The organism is Bdellovibrio sp. ArHS (assembly GCF_000786105.1).
Taxonomy (GTDB): Bacteria; Bdellovibrionota; Bdellovibrionia; order Bdellovibrionales; family Bdellovibrionaceae; genus Bdellovibrio.
This window is the reverse complement of sequence record NZ_JTEV01000010.1, coordinates 190,945-212,914: the sequence shown is the minus strand read 5'-3', so window position 1 is coordinate 212,914 and position 21,970 is coordinate 190,945. Positions and strand designations below refer to the sequence as shown.

Annotated in this window: 18 protein-coding genes; 4 read left to right on the top strand and 14 right to left on the bottom strand. The window is 47.4% G+C overall.

Features of this window, described 5'->3' with window-relative positions:
- Positions 1–31 precede the first annotated feature (31 nt).
- Positions 32–1,813, top strand: coding sequence for a long-chain fatty acid--CoA ligase (locus OM95_RS05375; protein WP_041871054.1), 1,782 nt, complete (start codon positions 32–34; stop codon positions 1,811–1,813).
- Positions 1,814–1,828: 15 nt separating this feature from the next.
- Positions 1,829–2,245, top strand: coding sequence for a hypothetical protein (locus tag OM95_RS05370; RefSeq protein WP_291515603.1), 417 nt, complete (start codon positions 1,829–1,831; stop codon positions 2,243–2,245).
- Between the two features lie 51 nt (positions 2,246–2,296).
- Here the strand turns inward: OM95_RS05370 and OM95_RS05365 are convergent, their stop codons facing one another.
- The 14 genes from OM95_RS05365 to OM95_RS05300 form a co-directional block, all read right to left on the bottom strand.
- On the bottom strand, positions 2,297–3,508 hold the full coding sequence (locus OM95_RS05365) for a hypothetical protein (protein WP_041871050.1): 1,212 nt from the start codon (positions 3,506–3,508) through the stop codon (positions 2,297–2,299).
- Between the two features lie 156 nt (positions 3,509–3,664).
- Entirely contained in the window at positions 3,665–4,855 is a 1,191-nt protein-coding gene (locus tag OM95_RS05360; protein WP_041871048.1) for a PA14 domain-containing protein, read from the bottom strand.
- A 115-nt stretch (positions 4,856–4,970) separates the two neighbouring features.
- A complete protein-coding gene (locus OM95_RS05355; protein ID WP_291515602.1) occupies positions 4,971–7,784 on the bottom strand; it encodes a tail fiber domain-containing protein in 2,814 nt (937 codons plus the stop codon).
- Positions 7,785–7,813: 29 nt separating this feature from the next.
- Positions 7,814–8,374, bottom strand: a complete 561-nt coding sequence (locus OM95_RS05350; protein ID WP_291515601.1) for a hypothetical protein — start codon at positions 8,372–8,374, stop codon at positions 7,814–7,816.
- A 72-nt stretch (positions 8,375–8,446) separates the two neighbouring features.
- Entirely contained in the window at positions 8,447–9,544 is a 1,098-nt protein-coding gene (locus OM95_RS05345; RefSeq protein ID WP_041871044.1) for a DUF3419 family protein, read from the bottom strand.
- Positions 9,545–9,553: 9 nt separating this feature from the next.
- The gene (locus OM95_RS05340) at positions 9,554–10,615 is read right to left on the bottom strand and encodes a hypothetical protein (RefSeq protein ID WP_041871042.1); all 1,062 of its coding nucleotides are present in this window, start codon (positions 10,613–10,615) and stop codon (positions 9,554–9,556) included.
- The gene (locus OM95_RS05335; protein WP_041871040.1) at positions 10,612–11,310 is read right to left on the bottom strand and encodes an outer membrane lipoprotein-sorting protein; all 699 of its coding nucleotides are present in this window, start codon (positions 11,308–11,310) and stop codon (positions 10,612–10,614) included. The genes OM95_RS05340 and OM95_RS05335 overlap by 4 nt, the downstream gene beginning before the upstream one ends.
- 8 nt (positions 11,311–11,318) lie before the next feature.
- Positions 11,319–13,451: a dehydrogenase gene (locus OM95_RS05330; protein ID WP_041871038.1), complete on the bottom strand. Its 2,133-nt coding sequence runs from the start codon at positions 13,449–13,451 to the stop codon at positions 11,319–11,321.
- Complete coding sequence (locus tag OM95_RS05325) at positions 13,420–14,445, bottom strand: SDR family oxidoreductase (RefSeq protein ID WP_041871036.1); 1,026 nt, start codon at positions 14,443–14,445, stop codon at positions 13,420–13,422. The genes OM95_RS05330 and OM95_RS05325 overlap by 32 nt, the downstream gene beginning before the upstream one ends.
- Positions 14,446–14,464: 19 nt before the next feature.
- On the bottom strand, positions 14,465–15,463 hold the full coding sequence (locus tag OM95_RS05320) for a diacylglycerol kinase family protein (RefSeq protein WP_041871034.1): 999 nt from the start codon (positions 15,461–15,463) through the stop codon (positions 14,465–14,467).
- A 298-nt stretch (positions 15,464–15,761) separates the two neighbouring features.
- Positions 15,762–16,970, bottom strand: coding sequence for an FtsX-like permease family protein (locus OM95_RS05315; protein ID WP_041871032.1), 1,209 nt, complete (start codon positions 16,968–16,970; stop codon positions 15,762–15,764).
- A complete protein-coding gene (locus OM95_RS05310) occupies positions 16,970–17,650 on the bottom strand; it encodes an ABC transporter ATP-binding protein (RefSeq protein ID WP_041871031.1) in 681 nt (226 codons plus the stop codon). Before OM95_RS05310 ends, OM95_RS05315 begins: the two co-directional genes overlap by 1 nt.
- A gap of 12 nt (positions 17,651–17,662) precedes the next feature.
- Positions 17,663–18,406, bottom strand: coding sequence for a hypothetical protein (locus tag OM95_RS05305; RefSeq protein ID WP_041871030.1), 744 nt, complete (start codon positions 18,404–18,406; stop codon positions 17,663–17,665).
- A gap of 4 nt (positions 18,407–18,410) precedes the next feature.
- On the bottom strand, positions 18,411–18,932 hold the full coding sequence (locus OM95_RS05300; protein WP_291515600.1) for a hypothetical protein: 522 nt from the start codon (positions 18,930–18,932) through the stop codon (positions 18,411–18,413).
- A 257-nt stretch (positions 18,933–19,189) separates the two neighbouring features.
- Between OM95_RS05300 and OM95_RS05295 the strand changes: the two genes are divergently transcribed.
- Positions 19,190–19,738 (top strand): hypothetical protein, encoded by a 549-nt coding sequence (locus tag OM95_RS05295; RefSeq protein WP_041871028.1) that lies wholly within the window; start codon positions 19,190–19,192, stop codon positions 19,736–19,738.
- Positions 19,739–19,925: 187 nt separating this feature from the next.
- Positions 19,926–21,959, top strand: coding sequence for a M3 family metallopeptidase (locus OM95_RS05290; protein WP_041871026.1), 2,034 nt, complete (start codon positions 19,926–19,928; stop codon positions 21,957–21,959).
- Positions 21,960–21,970 lie beyond the last annotated feature (11 nt).

Genomic DNA, 21,970 nt, shown 5'->3' with positions numbered 1-21,970 from the left:
CATTATACACAGGCAACTAGGAGTTTTCATCATGACGAAGCCAACCACGTTGGGACATTCTATTCTTTCCATGCGCAGTCGCAATCCTGAGCACGTGGCCGTTAAGTTTAAAATTAAAGATACTTGGCATTCCAAATCCTGGGCAGAGTACTACCGGGATATTGAAAATATTGGTGCAGCCCTCTTAGCTTTAGGAGTCAAAGAAGGCGACCGCGTCGCCATCATGGCCAATACACGTTATGAATGGGCCGTTACAGACTTGGCCATTTTTGGCATTAAAGCCATCACGGTTCCCATCTATCAAAACAACACCGCCGAAGACGTGGAGTTCATTTTGAATAATTGTGGCGCACGCCTTTTGATATGCGAAAGCCGGGGCCCGCTTAAAACATTTGAATCTATTAAAAGCAATTGCCCCCTGGTTGAAAAACTTGTCGTCTTTGAAAACACCTGCCCGAATCCCGAGGCCGTTACCTGGAAAAGAATGCATGAGTTGGGCGAGGCCTATCTGAAAAAGCACCCCGACTGCTATCGCACACCGTGCGAAACTTTAAAACCGGAAGACATGGCAACAATACTGTACACCTCCGGAACAACCGGGCGCCCCAAGGGCGTGGTCTTAACCCACCTTCAGGCATTCAGTGAAGTCTCTGAAGCTTTTCCATTCGCCGGTGCTAACGAAAAGGATGTCACGCTCAGTTTTCTGCCTTACGCCCATATTCTTGGCCGCATCGAACATTGGGGTCATCTTTATATTGGCTTCACGATGGCCTTTGCGGAAAGTCTGGAAAAAATCCGTGGTAATCTAACGGAAATAAAGCCGACGCTGCTGGTTTCCGTGCCGCGTATTTTTGAAAAGATCTATGCAGCTATCTGGGCGCAAGTGCAAACTCAACCTCTTAAAATGAAAGTCTTCACTTGGGCGTTGGATGTGGGACGCCAAGTGGGCGAATACAAACTCAGCGGGCAGATTTTACCTTTGGACTTGTTGCTCAAATATGAATTGGCACGCAAGCTTGTCCTAGGAAAAATCACTGAAGCTTTCGGCGGTCGTTTGCGTTTTGCTATTAGTGGCGGCGCTCCGATATCCAAAGACATCGCGCTTTTCTTTCACTCTGCGGGCATCTTGATTTTGGAAGGCTATGGGTTGACCGAAACGACCGCTGCGGTGACCGTGAATACGCCCTTCAACTATCGTTTCGGTTCCGTGGGACGCCCCATCGGTGAAGTGAAAATTAAAATCGCGGACGATGGCGAAATTCTGGTTAAAAGCGATAAGGTCATGAAAGAATACTACAACAATCCGGAAGCCACCAAAGAGGTTTTCACAGACGGTTGGTTTCATACGGGGGACATCGGCGAAATTCTTCCTGGTGGCGACTTAAAAATCACCGATCGCAAGAAAGATCTTATTAAAACAGCCGGTGGGAAATACGTGGCTCCACAAAAACTGGATGGTCTTCTGAAGCTGTCTCCGTATGTGGCGCATGTGCACATTCACGGCGATCAAAAGAAATACATTATTGCTCTGATCACTTTAGACCGTCCGACCGTCGAGAATCTTGCCAAAGAAAAGAACATCAGTTATGCAGACTGGAATTCCTTGGTGAACTCCCCGTTTGTTCAAGAGATCGCTCGCAAAGCCGTTAGCGACGCCAATGCCCATCTGGCGAGCTATGAAACCATAAAAAGGTACGCGGTCCTTCCGAATGAGTTTACCATTGAAGGCGGCGAACTCACCCCTTCTTTAAAGGTCAAACGTAAAGTCTTGGATCAGAAATTCAAGGACCAGATCGAGGAACTTTACTCTTAAGGAGACCTTGGGCGCTTGAAACATCCAATGCATATTCTTCTATTGATTTTAATATGCGGCACCTTCGGCTTGTTTGTGCGCACTTTGCTTCAGCATCCCGTTTCGATATTCAGTGATGTTCTGATTTTTCTTTTGAGTCTTTTTGTCTGGCTGGGTGTCTTAAATCTGTCGCGCCTGGCGCGCAAAATCCAGATAAAAAAAATAGCTTGGATTTTTCTTGTGCTTCAAGCTTTTACTTTATACTCGGCTTACCAGACTTCTCAGTCGATATGGTTTTTCGGTTTGATCGCCAATTTAAGTCTTAACTTACTGGCTGGGTTTGTCTTTATGGCAAACGAGAAGAAGACCGGCGCCATCGCTGTTCTGGCTTCAACCGCATTTTTCATTACCCTTGTGACAAAGCCTTTGCAGTACTGGCTGACAGGGGGCTGAAATAAAAAACGCAGCTCGTGGCTGCGTTCTTTATGCAAAATTTTGCTAAGACTAAAGCTTTAGCTGTCCAGACTCGAATAGATCCAGTCCCTTCATTATCTGTTTCATTTGGTCGCTGAACACGGTGGACTTCACGTCATCCAAGTCAACGGTTTTACAAGGAACCGCGCCGACGACGGCTTTAAATACATTACACTTCACAATCGTCGCGCAGCTTGTGTTGCCGCAAGCAATCGGAGTACCGCTAAAGAAATTGAGTGTTTTATTGGATTCATAGGCTCTCGTTTCAATCGCCTCGCGACAGGCATTGCGTTTTTTACTGCTTTTATCAACCGGGCACATCCAATCCACGACAGCTTTGATCATATCCTCGCGTGAGGACTGCTTGGAAAGTGGTGTCACTGTCGGACTTATCAACGTGTAGTGAACCAACGCCTGAGGGATCAGACTTTCCACAGGTGAAAACACTTTGTAAAACCCCAGGCCTTTACTGAAACGCCCGAAGTCATCGGAGTAAGGCGTATTCACAGGTCGAAGACGAAGACACTTGCGCGTCCCACAGTCCAAGCTTTCCCGAATCACGCTGGTCGTTTGCCCAATGCGAGTCAGATTCTCTGGAAAGGAACCAGGATTGTGCTCGTACCACAAGCCGTCACTCATGGGTTCGTGGAAGTCCGACGAAGTTAAACTGCCGAAAACAGGACGACGCCACAACTTTGCCCCTGTAGGTGCCAACAACCAACCCGAATTGCAGGAGTTGATAACGACAATGGCATTGGGAGCCAGAAGACTTCCGATTTGCGCGAACTCTTCATCTTCGTGATTGATGCGATCTCTTTTGTCCTGCAAACGAAAGCCATTGTAAGTGTTGGCATGGCCAAAGAACTGAAGTGAACTCAAGGGAGCATTCAAGTACTTCATCGCAAGAATGAGTCGTGCTTTCACCAAGTCATCTTTGTCGGCTTTACGAAAACCGAAACCAGCGTTCGCAAGCTGCGCACGTTCCCCTTCAAAGTTTTCGTTGACCGGGCTGATAATCACCCGCTGACGCTCGGGAAAACGATCCCGCGAAACTTTGGCCGCTAAGATAGCGGCCTTTAGAAACTGGTTTCCTTGATCCGCACCAAAGCCCGCGACAAAGACATCCGTAGGTACTCCCGCGCGAATGGTCGCTGGTTCAGAGGCAATAAAATAGGCTTTCGCCTGCGGAGTCCAAAATCCCGCAAGACACAGAAAGGTACCGAAAAAAACCTTTAGATTCATAAGACCTCACTCGTGTAAAAGAGAGGCCTTAATTATCACAGTCTTCGGGACATCTAAAGAAGCGGTGACAAAGTCGGACACCGCGATGAAAGAACTTCAAGAGTTCAAAGAAAGTGTCTAGAGACTAGACACTTTCTTTACTAGAAAACCCATAAATTATGGCAATAGAACAATTTGGGAGCTTATCACCTTACGGCCATCCTTATCCTCGGAAATGGCCTGAGCCAGGTAGTAAATACCATGAACCAGTCCATCTAGTGTGACCGTGTGATCCGTGACCAGATTGGCATCCAACGGCGTAAGGATCTCTTCACCCGTATAGACATTCAAAATTCTTAGCTGACTGTTCGTCGGCAAATTCGTTTTCCAACTCAAAACCGCGGTAGGAGCCATCGCTGAAACAACCTGGAAGTCTGTCAAAGCCAGCTCAACGGGAGGTTCTTCCACGGGACAGGGATTTGTGGTCTGGGCCGGCATCTTGTAGTTAGCAGCAGCAATAACAGACCAACCTGTTTGTTCCAAGAACTTCATTGCCAGCATTTTCTTGCCGCTATTGGCATTGAAGAAGTAGTTGTTCGAGGACACACCACAAAGTGAATGATGGTTGGGATTTTTCCAAGATTGAGCCTTCTTATGATACTTCCAGATCAGAACATTCGCGATATGATAGCGAGGTCCTTGATAATAAAGAATTTTGATAGGCACTTCAGAATCACGCTTCAATTCGACGGTACGAAAAGCACACCCCATACGCGTGGAATGATCGCCATCATTGTTGATGATTTCGTTCCACTGGTTGTTCTCTTTAATAAAGACACGGGAGCCGTCGTCAGACAGTGTGGCAATTTCATAGTGCCCCTCTTTATCAGCCGCTGACAGCTTTAAGACAGAAGTGTATTCAATCGCAAAATGTTCGATCAGTTTATTGCCTTGGGCGTCCACTAAGACGTCACCGTTGACATTTTTGAAACCTGACGTGAAAGGAGTTGTAGGCACATTCACGTCCGAAAAATAAAGCTTCGCGTCTAGTTTCTGCCCCTTGTTGTAATAGTCCATGACACCAGAAATCTTTTTACCCATCTCTGGCGTTCTAAGAATTAATTTACCCAAAAGACCACTGTCCGGAGTGGCGCCGGAATTTTGCGATAGAGGATCACAGACCGTATTCGCCGGATCCTCAAATACGACGTTTTCAAGAGGCTTGGATGCTGGAGCCCGATTTACTCCTGAATAGGAGCATTTAATTTTTTTCAGTAAACCACGTTCATAGCGGGCGTCTTTCTTCGGCCCGCCTGCCTGCGCGGAAAACGAGAAAAGCAGTACCATCAATACAATATACTTTTCCATTACACGTACCTCAATTTTCTATAGCTATAAGTTTAACAAATATGGAAGGATCATGAAGATAAAAGGTGCACGGTGTTTGAAGATGAGATCAAAACGTCCCTGACCGAGACGGAAACTAGAGGCCTAATTTCTGTTTGATCAATTCGAGATCTTTTTTCAAAGCGGCATTTTCTTTTTCTAGATTTTGCAGCCGTTCCTCATTCAAGGCTTTGGCTTCTTCCAACGATGCAATTTTTCGTTCAAGACTGGCGATTTGTGAAGCCTGAGCTTTGCACATTCCATATAGTTCGTGGGTACTTTCAATCAACGGCGCGACCAGTTTTGAATACGCAACGGATTTGTAACCATCCGCAGAGGTCGTAACGGCCTCGGGATAAACCGCCTCGACTTCTTGAGCAATCACCCCGATATCCTGCCCCTCTTGAAATTTTTTATCAGGGAAGTTTTCTTGATCCCAGACAAACGACACCCCACGAAGTTGCAAAACTTTATTCAAAGCCTCGGGCAAAGTGGCAATATCTTTTTTATATCTGCGGTCCGAAAGATTCGTCCATGAGGTGCCCGTCGCAGCCCCGTTCACGTAAAGAGCATATCCAGTGAAAGTCGTCATGTTGATGCCGACGCCGCCATTCGTTCCACCATAAGGTATCAGCGTCATTATCGGTGTGGAAACGGCATCATGTTTAAAGGCCAGCGTTCCTAAATTACCCCATGACGAGGCATTTCCGACCTGACCAATATTCCAGGCACTCATATTACTACCACTGGTGTTTTGCAGACGTAGACCGGTCGCTGTGCTATTGGCAGAAGTAATTCCCAGAGGTGTTGTGGTCAAGTCATCTGAAACATGCACTTTGAAAAAGGGGCTGAAAGTTCCGAAGCCCACTTTTCCGTCATTCGCAATCCTCAATCCAGAGACCGGCGTGGTTGTGGCATTTTTAGTTACCACCAAATCAAGTGCCATACCCTGTGCGGAGCCTGTGTGATCCTCAGAAGCAGAAATCGTCATTCCCGCATAACCCAAGGGGTTGATCGCATTGGCCCCATAAAACCCCGCAATTCCCTGCCCCGACAACGGATGCGTCGGAGATCCAAGGGTGCCGCGAGCGGCATAACCATAGAACGAAGAGTAGTCAGAGGCTTGGGTTGACACCGTCGTAGCGCGAATGATCGAAGAGCTGCCATCACTAGTCACATCCAATTTGGACAAGGGATTGGTCGTGCCGATACCGACGCGACCAGTACTCGTCACCGTCATGCGTGCGGCCCCGACAGTTTCAAAGTTCAGATCCTGGCTGTCATTGGTCCCAATCGTCATCGCGGACCCGTATGAATTTCCATCCCTAAGAATCACGGTCGAAGCAGCAAAACTAGAGCAACTGGCGATAGCCGCCGCATCAAAGACCAACATCTGCCCTGCCGCACACGTCAAGTGGGTGATCGCCGTTCCGGCACCGTTAGAGATAAGAAGTCGATTGGGAGAAAGTGCATTGGCTCCGGTTCCGCCTTGCGCGACGGGCAGCACTCCAGTCAGATCCCCCATCGCTAGCGACGAAGGGGTCCATGTCGTACCCGAATACCTTAAGACGTTACCTGCGGCTGGCGTTGTCGAGGCGACTTCCCGCCCTTGAATTTTTGCAACCGCTGGATTGGGATAAGTTCCCGATAGGTCTCCACCCGCAATCCCCGTTGCACCTGTCGAAATTCCCGAGCTTAAAAGATCCCAAGAAGATCCATTATCGCGATAAATTTTTTGCGTGTCCGTGGCGACGTAAAGACGTCCCACTGTGCCTATGGTGGGTCTATCTAAATCCAAACCGGATTGAATGCTAGGTGTACCTCCCGCATTCTTAATCGCATCCGTGATTCCATACCCTGCAAGGTTTGAAGGCAGACCACTAGTGATCTGTGCCCAGGGCAAGCCCGGAATATCCGCTGGCGCCAGGGCGGCCCCGCTGGTTACGCGTCCTTTGGCGTCGACGGTAACTTTTGAATAAGTTCCCGGGGTCGAAATTGCGGAAAGGGACAATACACCCGCCGAAGATAACGTCGCATCGCCAGACATTGTGACCGCCGCGGCCTGATTCGCGGCATTTCCGACGAAGATACTTCCCGTAGACAGGGCGTTACTGAGCTTACTATTGAAGCTGTTCCAATCAGCCATACTCAAGTAACCATTGGCGGTACCACTGGCTTGAGGAAGCGAAAGCGCCGGTGTGGACGTTCCATTTGTGACCGTCAATGGCGCCACGGCCGTCACCTCTGTGACTGTCCCAGTGCCACCGCCACCTGTGGCAGAGATCACAATGGAACTCGCACTGTTTGAAATATTGATACCTGCACCGGCAACGATACTGCCCGTTTGAAAAGTAGCGCCATTTCCAATAAGAACGCTTCCCGTCGCCGGCGCTGTTGCGGGGTAGATATTCAGAAGCGCATTGATATTGGGATAAAGCGCCGTCAAAGCATCGACATTCGCCTGCGTGGAAGTTCCTGATGCCAGGATAAAATCAGAGACCTGCTTGTCGCCTAAACGCTGAGCCTGAATTGCGTAGGGGACCGTCGTGATCGTCACATCGGGCGTCAACACCGTCGCGCCAACACTAATGCGCAAAGAACGAGATGAAGGCCCCGCCGCAGTTACGGCCGAAGAGCCGTCACAATTCACGTTGCCACTGACGGCAAAAACTTTTTCAAGAGTGTTTCCCGTTGCATCCGTTCTATTTCCGACCCCAACAACGACGCTGAATTGCCCCAGCGAACCAGGATTGACTGTTTGAGTCTCGCGATAAAGAATACAGCTGCCATTTTGAAGAATCTCAAAGGTCACATTCTGAGCTGTGGTTATGGGAGTGTCTGAGGAGTCCGTCAAAACACCTTCATAAGTCAACATCGGCCCAGGCCCCGTCGCGGCCATCGCTGAGAACATGAATGAAAATATAAATGCGACGATCATGTTCACTGCACGATCCTTCCGCGAACTTTAAAACCACCGCCTGCAGCAACGTGCTGGTCTTGCGCGCGAACTCGTCCGTGCAGCTGCAATCCCGTACCCGTCTGTACCTGCGAGCCCGCCAGTATTTCTTGCGACATCGGCGAAGATGGAACGAATTTAACATTCACCGTTCGATAGATATAGTCACCGAGGCGAGGTTGTGCCCGAAATTTCACGGAAACGGTGTCACCGTTGACGATGCTCATCGAGTTCCAGGGCGCTTTTGAATTTGAAAGAATGATTTCGAATTTGCCATTCTCGCAAGTGTTCTTGGCGGTGCTGTCATAGTCAGAGGGATTCAACCACGTCGTTCCATCGAAACTCATTTGCACCTGTCCGACGAAAGAAGAACACTCGGCCCGAGCCGCGACTGAATTGAGACTTGCCGTAACAATATGACTTGGCGAAAAATTGAAACCGTCGATAGAACGCAAAACAGAGACCGTCGGGCTTGTGTCTGTACAGCCCGCCAAAAGAAAAAAGACAATCAAAATGTTGATCTTGCTGACGTTCTTATCTTTCATAATCCCCTCATTTATCGGTAAAAATGAGGGGAAGCTTTAAGTATCAGTCTTCGACATTCTTAGAATGAGACACTACTTCTTGCGGAAGATGTGGAACTGGTAAACTCCCGTGCCGTCCTTGGATTGCGCCCACTGATTACGATCAGACAAAGGTTCCCAATCACGCGTATCAATGGCCGTGGGAGCTCGCATAAAGGACCTGATGACCATTTGACTTTGACTGCGCGTTTCGGGGGATAACTTTTGTAAGATCTGATTGGCATCGGATTCAGACAAATAGGAAATGGTGTCTGATAACGAGATGAAATCATACGCATGTTTAGGAAGCTCTACCAAAAGATTCCCATGCAGATAGCGAACTTCCGTTCTGGACTTTTTGACGGCCTCGACGGTCTCAAAGTGAGCTTCTAAAGGAAGACCTTCTTCATAAGCAATACGCCCGAGAAAAAGAATCTGCATAAAATAGTTTTTGCGAACCAATTGCGTGCGGAAAATGCGTTCGAACTCTTCCATGATGAACTGCGATGGGGATCGCTGTTCAGTCTTATGTTCCGCTTTGCCGCTAAAATGACCTTTGTATAAAAACTTATTGAAGACATATTCGCTGGCGGCCACTTTAATAAAACTGTTCCAGCGAAGTTTCGGCCAATGCTTTTCATAAAGTTCAATCTGCTCTTCCAGGCTTTGCGCGGCGAACACTTTGCCGAAGTCACATTGTAGAACTTCGCGGAAAAGATAACCCAGCTTCTGAAAGTGAGATTCCCAGCGTCCTAAAAGAATAAATCCATGGGGTTTCCATCCCGAAACGCGCTCGTTCCAGTAATTTCGCGCCTCTTCCGACAACGTCAGCTTTTTATAAAGTGCTTCGCGATCATCGCCTTTATCGCTCCCCCCCTGCAAGGCCCCACGATATCCCATAAAAAAAAGATATTCTTCATAAGTCAGCGTCTTCATCGCCTGAAGGCGCAGCTCACAAAGATAAAGCTGACTGACGGACATATCAATGACGTCCAAGTATTTGGGATTTTTCGCCATCAAGGGAAGACAGCGCGCGCCAGAGCCAGCAATACTGAAAACACGCTCCGCATTCGCGGGCAGCAGTTCAAATTCAATTCGTGTGTCTTCATTGGACAAGGTGTAGTTCAAGTCGGAAAAATATTCTTTTGCCATGAAAGCTCCTTAAAACGCTAAATTACCACTTAACTCTAAACGTAAACCGACCACGGTGCCACCCGTGATCTCTTCATAAATCTGATACAAATCGCGGCCGCCAGCATAATTTTGCACAAAACCAGAGACCGTGAAATAGTCGGTCAGATTATAGCCATAACTAAAACTGCCAAACCGACTTTCAGATGCGGGAATGTAAAAGGCCTGAAACTGAATATCGTGTCGGTTGGGATTCCACTGTCCTGACAAATAGTATGAGGTTTCTGTTTCAATGCCCGTAATCTGCACGGTCTCATATTGACTGGCTTGCGTCAGCAATATCCAGTTTCCCCAAAAGATATCACATCCTAACGTCGCGAATTTCCGATCCTGCTGATTGGCCAAAGCTTCGCGGTCATGAATCAGACCCACTTCGAATTTGGGAACCGCATTTTCAAAAGCATAGTTTCCGGTCAGACCATAATGATCTGTTTTCGAAATCTGCGCCGACAAAGCGGAAAAAGCGAAGTTTCCCCAATTCCATTTCACTCTTCCGCCAAAACTTGTATTTTCTTCGACGGACGGGCCTTCCACGGGAACAGGATAGGAGGATTTCGCGAGTTCGCCCACCCCCACCAATTCAAAAGAATAAGATTCGCGAGCGTAAGAGAAAACCACACCCGTGGAGTGAGTCAGTTGGTCCGCCAGCGGGTCGAAAAAAAGACGATTCCAGCGTCTTCCCGTCCACACATCCAAGGAAGGCACGGTCCAGCTTTCACTCCAGCGCAATGCCTGTCTTCCGACGCGCACGTAAAAAGAATCTAAATTGAATTCAAAATAGGCTTCTTGAAGATATCCATGAGAAGGAGAACGTCGCACGTAGGCCTGATCCTCGTTTCCTTCCAGCTCGCCAAAACCTTCGACGAAAACTCCAAAGGGTCCTAACGTCGAATTCAGCTTTCCTTTGACGAGCAGGCGATTGGCCAACTCCTCGTCCTTGCCTTGAATATATTCATAGCGAGGCGCAACCGTGAGGTCCGCCATGGCCGCAGCAGAATTCAAGAGAAGGATCAGAAGAAAGCCAAATCTCACTTCATGCTTTCCATATTACGAACTGTGAAAAAGGATTCTCCGAAGGTTTTTTTTCCCATATCCAGGATTCGCACGTAACTGACTTGTTTATTTGTATCTTCAATTTTTAAGGTTGTCGGCCGAACGGCTCCGGCCATATTTTTATAGTCTTCAAAAAAGGCTTTCTTTAGAACGGTCTTTCCGTTCAAACCCAGATATTCAGCACGCAAAGGCTCAAAGCTTCCTTTTTTTAACCACAGACGAATCCAGGCATAAGTTAAATTGTCTTTGTTTCCTTTGAGCAAAAGCTGCACTTCTTTCCCGTTGTCCGCTTCCTTGGTAACGTCATAATCGCCGTACCAACGCGTACGTGAAATGTCTCCATTAGAAACCTGCCCAGAAAGTTTCTGAGCCAGAGACAGTCGCATGGACCGTTTCAAATTCGGAACGTAAGCGTGAAAATCACGATCCAGCATCAACATGTTACGGCCCTTATCCCGAGCCGGTTCTTTTGTAACAATCAAAGTTTTGTCCTGTCCCTGAAGAAAGACCTGGAAGACAGAGTTGTTTTCCGGCGTTTCAACACGGATCTTCATCTCGTAGGATTCGGCGGGATTGCGAATGTTGTCGGCTTTTTTAACCCACTCTGCGGGATTTTCCTGAGCTGATGCCTGAACTGCAAATACAAAGGTGCATACGGCTAAAAGTGTCTTCATGACATCTCCTATTTATTTCTTTTTGAAAGTGCCAGTTGTCGGGTGAGTTCAATTTCCTTATCCGTGATGATGCCGGTGTGACCTTGTATCGCCGCCAATTGAACTCCATGACGACGGGCCATTCTGTAAATCTGTTTCACCTTGTTCCACTCGATATCGCGTCCCATCGTGAAAGCCTCGTACTGCCCTTCCAAAGTCAAAAGTGCTGTTTCTGCCAAGCAGGCATAGACCGCTTTGCCTGGAAGGCCCATATCAAAATCGATTTCCACCGGGCCTGGCAAAATTACTTCGCCGGATTCAATAATTAAAACATCCGGTCTTTTCTTGGCGTCTTCAATGTCAAAATCCAAGGGGCGTGAACAATCACAAACCACAGCTCCCGGTTTTAATAGCATGACATCCACAATTTTATGATCGAAAGCCGAAGTCGCTGTCACCAAGACATCGGCCTGCGGCGCCAGCTCATTGGCATCCGTCGCGATTGTGATTTCGCAATGCGGGGCCATCTTCTGAATGGTTTCTTTCAGCTCTTGCAAACGATTCAGGCGAGGAGCCACCAGACACAATTTACTAAATACCAATGACAGAAGTTTCGCGGAAACTTGACCAATCGAGCCCGTAGCCCCAATCACCATCGCCATTCCATCGACCATCCCCGTCTGAGGATTCTGATTCAGCAGGCGCATTTTCTTTACGACGTCGTTTAAGGCCCAGAGTGTGGCTGAGGCGCTCAGACTGTTTCCGGTCGTGACAGGAATGGGACTGTTTTGATTGATGGTGATCCCCTGATCACCGACAATTTTCGTGTAGGCCCCTAGACCAATCATCTTCGCACCGCGATTGGCGGCATCATAACAGATGCCCTCAATTTTCTGATACACTACTTCTGGATCCGTGTTCTTAAGAACCTTCGGCGTAGCCGGAAGCGCGTAAATAAGGCCGTTGATTTCTTTGCCACTTTCTTCACTGATGATGTGCTTCACATGACCGTGTACAAACGGCGGAACTTTGGCCGCCATTTTATCGAAAGAGTCATTCCACTCTTTCGGCATGTACTTCAAAGCCCCCAAACCGGGAACACGCATAAAATCACTGTGCGACAGCGCATGAATGACAAATGCAAAGTCGGGTTCCTTTTCGCTTAAGATTTTATTCTTAACGGCATTAATTCCTTTGGAAATCTTCGCCTGCGTGGATGAATTGCGAGTCATGACGTACTTACGGGCGACTTGACGGATTTCCGTATCTTCCGTCATCAACTGTTCCCACTCTTCAATACTTAAAGGAGCCGTACGATTGTGCACGAGCCTTAACGTCGCATCCAAGACAGAATAGTTCATGTAAGGATGCACGCGATAGTTTTCGGGAAATAAATTAATGATACTGCGTGGATTGTATTTTTTGACTTCGGCCTCCATCAACGGATGCGAGGACCAGATCACCAAATCTTTGCCCCGTACAAATTCGGTCGCCGCCGAATCAAAAAGAAGCAGGAATGGCAGATCACAGAAAACATATTGAACATTTTCGACTTGCGCCGCTAACGAAGACCGGCTCATCTTTTGAAGTTTTGTTTCCGCCAAGGGAGTGTTGTTACGAAGATCTTTGAAGTTGGCGACATTCAAGACAAGTTTGGACAGCGTCATCAAGCCTCGGAAAGGCTGAATCAAAAGAGGCACTCCCAACAAAGAATACGCATCGCCAATATAGACCGATTTACGGTAACGATGACGAATATACTCTTCCAATTCCGCACAGAACACGGCCGAAGGGAAAAAGATCCCACCCTCGGGCTGAATTTTTCCGGTCTCAATATTCTTAACCAGCGAATTGATATTGGCAATTTCCCGCAAACCGGTTCCGTCACACAAGGGAACCGGCGACGGAATGCCCATGATCTCTAAGTACTGACGGTGAACGTAACTTTTCTGCTCCAATTTGATGACCGGAGGTAAACTGGTCAAAGCAAAAGCATCCACCTGATTGCGAAGCGTTTCAATCAGACGGCGCACGCCATCCACGGAAAAGTTCACGCTGAAACGCTGCACCTCAAAATGGCTGCCGTTGAATTCAAACTCATAGGCCGCATCCCAGTGCGGTCGACCGAAACTAATTTCGGCGATTCGATACGAATGCTTCATACCCGCTCCAAAATGCTTGTTCATATTCTTTAAACTCAGGACACCAAGAAGCCCCCAACACTTTGCGGGTCGCTTCGGTATCGTAATTCGGAAAATTCATCAGATAATAGAGTTCCTCTTCAGGGAACCGCGCCACCAGGCTTGAGATTTTCATCATGAGAGACTTGGGAACTTTGCTGACTAATCTGATTCCTTTATTGGGAATCGCCAAACGTTTCAACGTCGCCGTATAAAGCTCTTTTGCCGTCAATCCGTAAGTGGGAGTGACATGAAAGCTTTTATAACCTTCCGGCTTTTCCAACAGCGTCCACTCGCAAAATTTCACGATGGCTTCTGCCGCTTTATCGACAGGTACAATCGGCATACGCACGTTTTCATTTGCCGGCAAAGGCAAGGCTGTCGGAAAGGATTCCACTAAGGGGCGAATTTTTTTAAAGGCTTCGGGAGCATGATAAGGACCATCAATACGTTCAATGCGTCCTTTTCTGGTATCCCCGACCAGAACACCAAGACGCAGATTGATGCGCGATTTGATGTTTTTCACGGGCCAGTTCTGCAACACCTGCTCCCCCAAAGCCTTCGAATCTGAATAGGCATCGGGAAAGGGTTTGGAAAAATTTAAGTCATAAGGTTTTACAGTAGAAAGCGTGGAATTGATGGCGGCCGCGACCGTACTTGTATTCATGAAATAGGGAATGTTCAGCGCCTCGGCAACTTTCAAAGCAATTCCCATCGCAGAAATATTATGTTGAAAACAATCAACATAAGATCCTTTTAAGTCATACAGGCCTGCCATGTGTAGAAAGAGCGAATAATTTTTTTCCCGAAGAGTCTCGAAGTTGAGGTCCGCATTCCAATGCGTGAGGTCCCCCTGGACTTCCGTCTGGCCCGAGCGGGATAGGACGTCCACCTCGAATTTTTCACGAAGAAGGGGTACGACCAATTTTCCGAGAAAGCCAGTTCCTCCTGTAACGAGGATACGAGGTCTGCTCACGGAGCCTCCAGATTTACCGTTATTGTCGGACCATGATAGGAAGTCCGCGATGCAAGCAGCGGATTGAAATTTCCTGCACGTCCTTAAGAAGAATCTCGCCATCCCCAAAGAAAGTCAAAGAGCGGCCGGGGTTCTGGCTCTTTAGTCTGAACTCTTTAAGTTCAAATGATTTAAAGGCGTTGAATTTCTCCAAATTTCCTTTGCGGATGCGTAAAGCTGCCATGGCATGTTGCTGGGCTGTTTTCGTTTCCGATAAAAGTAAATTCACCGTGCCATCTGTGTTGGAGGTGTAAGGAGCCGGCAAAAAACTAGCCCCGATGCTTTGTTGATTGCTAACTAAAACAATCGGCGAATTTGTCTCGACGTTGACCTTGCCCGGGATTTCAATTTCCAAACCCCAGCCATCAGGATTCCAAGTGCGAATCGCTTCTGCGGTCATCATTGAATAAACACCTGGGCCCATTTTTTTAACCGCATAATAGCTTTTCTCTGCAAGATAGCGGAAAGCTTTCGCCGATTTCGGACAGGTGGAAAGAGTGCGAAGATGATTTCTAAACTTGTTGGCAAGCTCCGCCGCGACCGCCGGAAGTCCCAGACCGCCATTAGTCAACATATAGGCTTTTTGTTCAGGGGAACCAACTTCAATGACATCGATGTTCTTTACAACACCTTCAAAGATATTACGAACAGCCCGATCAATGCGATGCGAGACGCCGATTTCATGCGCCAAATCGTTGGCCGTTCCGGAACGCACAATTGTGATCGGAGGAATTTTGCTGAAATCTTCATACTTCATAAGGCATTGAAGAGCGACATTGATGGTGCCATCACCACCGCAGATAATAATAGCATTGGTTTGATAAGCCATCTCATCACTAAGAAAATCCGCCATCTCCGTCAGCGTTTGCGGACGGCTGAAACGAAGATCGCAGCGAAACAACGCTTCGCGAACTTTGGCTTCAATCAGATCCGCATTCACAGACCCGGCTTTGGAATTGACCAGAACGGACACTCTCATAAAAATTAATTCCTCAGAGAATCTTTCAAAGCAATTACCGTACCTAAGAAATATCGCTGTCTTCCGCGGTAAATTAGAACTGACACTCTAGAAGTGGCCCAAAAATGTCATTTTGGCACTGTTGTATAGAGACTGGACACAATACGCAAGACTTTCAAAAGGAATTACTCACATCTTGTTTGGCGAAACGGCCCCGGAAAAACAAAGCATGTTAAAAAAGTAATAAAAGAAATATGGATAAAAAAAATCCCGTGGCATAAGCACGGGATTTTTCTAAAAAGAAATTTACACATCGCCTCTACGTCGAACGCAGAAGTTCGGGAATGGACTTCTTCAAAAGCTTCACTGTCGGATACAGACTCGCGACAACCGTGGCCACCATCGGTAGCAAAAGTGCTTGAACGTAGTGAGGAGCCATGATGTCCAAATAGACTATAAACTGACGTGTGATTCCCGGCGCCGGGGGCATGGGAATTCCTCCACGCAATAAAGTTTTGTCGATCAAAACCGCTAAACAGATTCCTAAAAAACCACCTAAAATTCCCAGTAAACTATTTTCGATAAGAAGGATGCGGAACAAACGGACGCGTTTTTCTCCGTTGGCACGAAGCGCGCCCATTTCTCCCGCTCTTTCCAAAAGGCCGACTGAAATAACGTTGAAGATACCCATCGCGACAATCACCAGAATGATCGAACGAATGAACGAGAACTGCGCGTTTAAAAAATCGACTGAATTTTGATAATAGTTTTTATCCAAAATCTCAAACGGGATCGCCTCGACATTCGAGTTGGCACCATGAATATCTTTTTCGACTTGAGCCCAGGCGTCCACGCCCTTGGTTGCCAAAGAAAACATTTCGATTCGTTGGGTGTCCAAAAGCTGTTGCGCCTGTTTTAAGTCCACACGGTAAAAAGAGTCATCGATCACCTTCTTTCCGGTGAAAAAGATGCCCGCCACTTTCAGGTCCGCGCCATTTAATTGATTGTTCACGGTCTGGGTCAACAGCGTCACCACGTCACCCACCTTGGCATCCAGGCTTTCTGCCAAACCTTTGCCAAGAATCACTTCATCTTCGCTTTGCAAATTGCCGCCGGCAATGAAGTTCATGTCGGTAAAGAAAGAGTTCTCTCGATCAGGAATTACGCCTTCTCCTTTTCCGCCCAGAGTGATGCCGCCCTTCACGATGAAGGAATAAAAGGACACGCGCGGAAAGACTTGGGTCACGGCACTTGAAGAGCGAATCTGCTTTTCAATCTCGTCCGGATTCTCAAACCAGGCTTTCCAGGGGGTCTCATGCACTTTGCCGAAATAGTTCTTCGGAAAAACCTGGCCGTAGCCATAGTAACCATGAATCACATTTTCGCGATACTGATTCATCACGCCTGAATTGAAACCCTGATAAATCAAAAGACCTGCCGCCCCTAACGCCACCGTACACAAACTGGCCCAGGTTCTACGAGGATTTCTAAATAGATTGCGCCATGCGATTTTAACAAGTTCAAACATTAGCGAGTCTCCTGGATGCGACCGTCTTTCATGGGGTAAACTGACTTGGCAAAACTCACCAGATGCGAGTCATGCGTAGAAAATATAAAACTGGTGTTTTCGGTTTTCTGCAGCTCTTTAAAAGCGTTGATGGTTTTTTCCGCCGTGACAGAATCCAGGTTCGCCGTCGGTTCGTCCGCTAAAACAACCACAGGTTTTTTGGCTATCGCGCGGGCGATGGCGACCCGCTGACGTTGTCCCCCCGAAAGTTCTAAAGGTCTTTTCTTAGCATGGTCTGCCAAACCCAAAAGATCCAAAGTCTCCATCGAAATTTTCATCGCCTCGACCTGATTGTAACCTAAAGACGGTAGGAAGTAGGACGTGTTTTCCAAGACGGTAAGAGTTGGAATCAAATAAAAGGACTGAAAAATAAATCCGACCTTGTGCAGACGCACTTGTTCCTTCTCGTCTTCTTTAAGATGCGTGACATCTTGCCCGGCAAACTCGATATGCCCGCTTGATGGAGTATCGATCATTCCCAGAAGATTCAACAAAGTTGTTTTCCCGGTTCCGCTGGGCCCGACAATGCAGGTGAAGCAGCCCTTTTCCAGTTCTAAATCAATTCCCTTAAGGACGGGAACCTGTTGCTTGTTCCAAAGATACGAATACTCGAGCCCGCGCAAACGATAGAGTGCACTCATGTTGAAGCTTCCTTACATGTAAAAACGAAAACCCAAAGAAATAAACCCGCCCGAAAAATCCAGCTCGCGCTGCTCTCCGGTTGACGTCAGCACCGCATCGCCGCTGCTTTTTGCACCGGAAAATGTCGTGACATCCTTCGTGTATTTTAAATTATCAATTTTTAGCTGACGATAACCGAACTCGACCAGAATAGTTGTCGTATCGGAAAGAACACCCTCATAACCTAAAGAGGCTTGCAAGGACGTCGCGGTCCCCTTGGACTCGGCGGTATGGTCCGCAACCCCTGGAAAGGCGGTTTGTCCAGCGGTGGTCAGGGTGTAGGCATTTTTCAAAGTGACATTGGCCAAGCCTGCGGAAGCGGAAACAAACGAACGATAAGTGTTCGTGCTTTGCAGATTGACCTCAAGACCCACTTTGGGAACATATCCCAAAATCTGGCTGTCGGCAGAATACAAATCGTCTGTGCCATTGTTCGCGGTGGAATCCAACGCACTTGGCTTTAGAATTTCAAAACCGAAGCGAAAATTCAAATAACGAACTGAATAAAGAAAGCCGAACTCACCGGAGTAATTGTAGTTCACGTTCCCGCCATAAGACAGCGTCGCCCCAGCCTCACCATCCAAAGCTTTCGTGCCGATGGCAGAGGCGCCGCCACTAGCTAAGAAATACGCGGCGAAAGTTTCTTTTTGAATATTAAACACGCGAGCTTGCGCCGTGCTCGACAATAAGAAAAAAGACAGAAATAGAAACTTCATCGCTCTATTCCGTCATCAAGTCGACAACAACTTTGCTTGTCGATTTCTTACCAGCCACCTGGTAAATACGAACTTTGGTATTTTTCTTTAAGTCCAATGTCAGATTTAAAGAACTGTCGATCGGATCAAGACTCAGAGTCGTCCCGGTCACCGCCAACGAGTTTTTCATCAAGGAAGACAGACGCGTCTGATCAATGTTCGCATTCGGCATTTGCGCAAAATCTATCACCAAACGAGACGGATTTTTCTTCAGCTCTGCAAAGTAATAACCTGGCAACCCATTTAAAGAGGCGCCATTCATATCGCCGATATCCATCACGATTCTCTCGACCTTTTTCTTCGCGTCGGCCGTGCGGCGCACATCTAACAAAGTAAATCCAGTCCCGGCGACACCGCCAAAACTGACGCCTTGACCCTGAAGAATTTTGGCCGCCGTTGGAGGCTTCTGTGCAGGAACAGCAGAAAAAGCAGGTACGGCCAAAAGAACGGCCCAAGAGAAAGCAAAAACACATCCGATGTTTTTCATGATCGACTCCTTTCGATGCTCCATAAAAGAGTAAAAGAAGCTCTTTCCACTGCCAACCAAAAGGTGCCCACTCATTTTTTGTCATGCAGAGCAGTACAAAAATCCACAGGCACCTTTGGGCGCTGAGTGCCCAAAATGGTCACCCAAATTGGAATTTTTGCGACTGGGCTCGAATATATCCGAGTTGGAGATTTTCTGGGAAGGCACCAAACTTGAACTCCCTAAGATTGATGAAAGATTATCTGAAGGAGCCACTTATGAAAAAGTTGGTTTATTTCGTCTTCGCTTTGTTCCTTGCTGCCTGTCAGCCGGGCGATGATGGCGGTTCGACGACAACAGTAGTAACCCCCTTGAACACAAGTTGTTTAACGGGCCAAGCCTATTGTAACAATACAGTGTACTCGCAGTACTACGGATTCATCCCCTATCCGGGCATGTTCAACTACGCCTACAACTATACGAATTATTTCAATCAGTATGGATTCTGCGGATGCCCGTCAGGCTATTCCGCCACTTATAATGGTTCTTTCGGTTTAGGATGTATTCACAACGATCTTTTGAACCCCTATAACAACTCGCTTTATTACTGGCAGTGGGGTTACACGTGGGGCTACACGACGGCCGCTCCGCAAACAACGATCAATATTCCACAAATCTCAAACGTACCGGGAGCAAGTAATAGCGCCAGCGCCTGCAGAAATAAATTAACTCAGAGCTGCCTATTGGATCAGGGAAACACTTGCGGCGCAGGGGCGACGTGCCGCCAAGTGATCTCTGGATCAAATCTTGGAGTATGTACTTACTAGAGCGAGTGCGGCACTCCTCGACCGTTTTTACGGAATAATACGCCGCAATATCATGGGCCCTTGGACGGATAAAACCACCAAGGGCCCTTTCCATTTTTAGCCGTCTTTTTACACGGATTTTTCCCTTTATTTTCAGTCTTGTTCATGAAAGAAAAGAAGAGTCATTTAACTCTCTTGGAGGCCCCTCATGAGCAATCCTCTTTTACAGCCCTTTACGAACAAAGACCAAGCCGTCCCCTTTGATTTAATCAAAGTCGAACACTTCTTGCCTGCCCTGGACGAGGCGATCAAAATTGCGAAAGAAAATATCGCAAAATTGAAAAGCAATCCGGCAACACCTGATTTTGAAAATACGATTGTGGCTTTGGAAGCCGCTTCCGAATTGCCAGAAAGAATCACCGGGATCTATTCCAATCTTGAAGTGGCCCATGCCGACGATGCTTTACAGGCTTTAGCAAAAGAGATCTATCCCAAAGTCACCGCCTTTGCTTCGGACGTTTCTTTGGATGAAGAGATTTTTAAAAAGGTCAAAGCCGTTTATGACAAACGCGAAAGCTTGAACTTAAACAAAGAACAAGCACGCCTGTTGGAAAAAACATATTTGTCTTTCACACGCAACGGAGCTTTGCTTTCTGAAAAAGACAAAGAAACTTTGCGCAACATCGACCAGGAGCTTTCTGTTCTGGGCCCTAAATTCTCGGAAAACGTCTTGAAAGCGACCAATGCGTTCGAAATGTTCCTGGATAAAAAAGAAGATGTTGAAGGTCTTCCCGAAGGCACTCTTGAAGGTGCAGCGGCAATGGCCGAAGCCAAAGGGCAAAAAGGCAAATGGCTTTTCACTTTGTCCATCCCTTCTTATCTGCCCTTTATGACGTATGCGAAAAATCGCGCCCTTCGCGAAAAAATGTGGCGTGCTTACGCCTCACGTTCCTACAAAGGCGAATTCGACAATCAAGAAACGGTTCTTAAAATCGTGCAACTGCGTGATCAACGCGCGAAACTTCTGGGTTTCAAAACTCATGCGGATTTCGTTTTGGCTGAACGCATGGCCAAGAATCCCCAAACGGTGATGGATTTCCTTGGAAAACTTTTGCAGGCTTCAAAAGACGCCGGCAAAAAAGATTTGGCCGAGGTCGCCGCTTACGCAAAAAAATTGGATGGAATTTCTGATATTCAACCTTGGGACTTTGGCTATTACTCTGAGAAATTGAAAGAAGACAAATACGCTTTCAATGAAGAAGACCTGCGTCCGTACTTCCAGCTTGAAAAAGTTGTGGATGGTGTTTTCGCCCACGCCAAAAAACTATACGGCCTGACTTTCAAAGAGAACAAAGACATCCCGGTTTATCATCCTGAAGTCAAAGCCTACGAAATCTATGAAGACAAGTCCGGTAAGTACATGGGACTTTTCTATACAGATTTCTTCCCTCGCGAGACCAAAAAAGGCGGCGCCTGGATGACTCAGTTCCGTGGGCAGGGTCTGATCGATGGCGCGATGAAACGTCCTCACGTCAGCATTGTTTGTAACTTTACCAAACCGACGCCAACGAAGCCTTCACTTTTGACGTACGATGAAGTGCGCACCCTGTTCCATGAATTCGGTCACGCCTTGCATGGCATGCTGTCAGAAGTGACTTATCAATCCTTAAGCGGCACGAATGTTTATTGGGACTTTGTCGAACTTCCTTCACAAATCATGGAAAACTGGGTGGGTGAAAAAGAAGGTCTGGACCTTTTTGCTCGTCACTACGAAACCAATGTGGCGATGCCTGCGGATTTGATCGAAAAGCTGAAAGCTTCACAAAAATTCCAGGCCGGTTACACCGCCTGCCGCCAGTTGCAATTCGGTATGATGGATATGGCATGGCACTCGACAGATCCCGCGACCATCAAAGACGTGGATGCGTTCGAAGAAAAAGCCACGGCCGAAACCCGTCTGTTCCCTAAGATCGACGGCGCCAATAGCTCGTGCAGCTTCAGTCACATCTTTGCAGGCGGATATTCCGCGGGATACTACTCTTACAAGTGGGCGGAAGTTTTGGATGCCGATGCCTTTGAGTTCTTCAAAGAAAAAGGTTTGTTCAACGCGGAAGTCGCGCAGAAGTTTAAAGACAACGTTTTAAGCAAAGGCGGAACAGAGCACCCGATGGATCTTTACAAGAATTTCCGCGGTCGCGAACCAGATCCGAATGCGCTTCTAAGACGTGATGGTTTGATTTAGTGAGTGCAAAA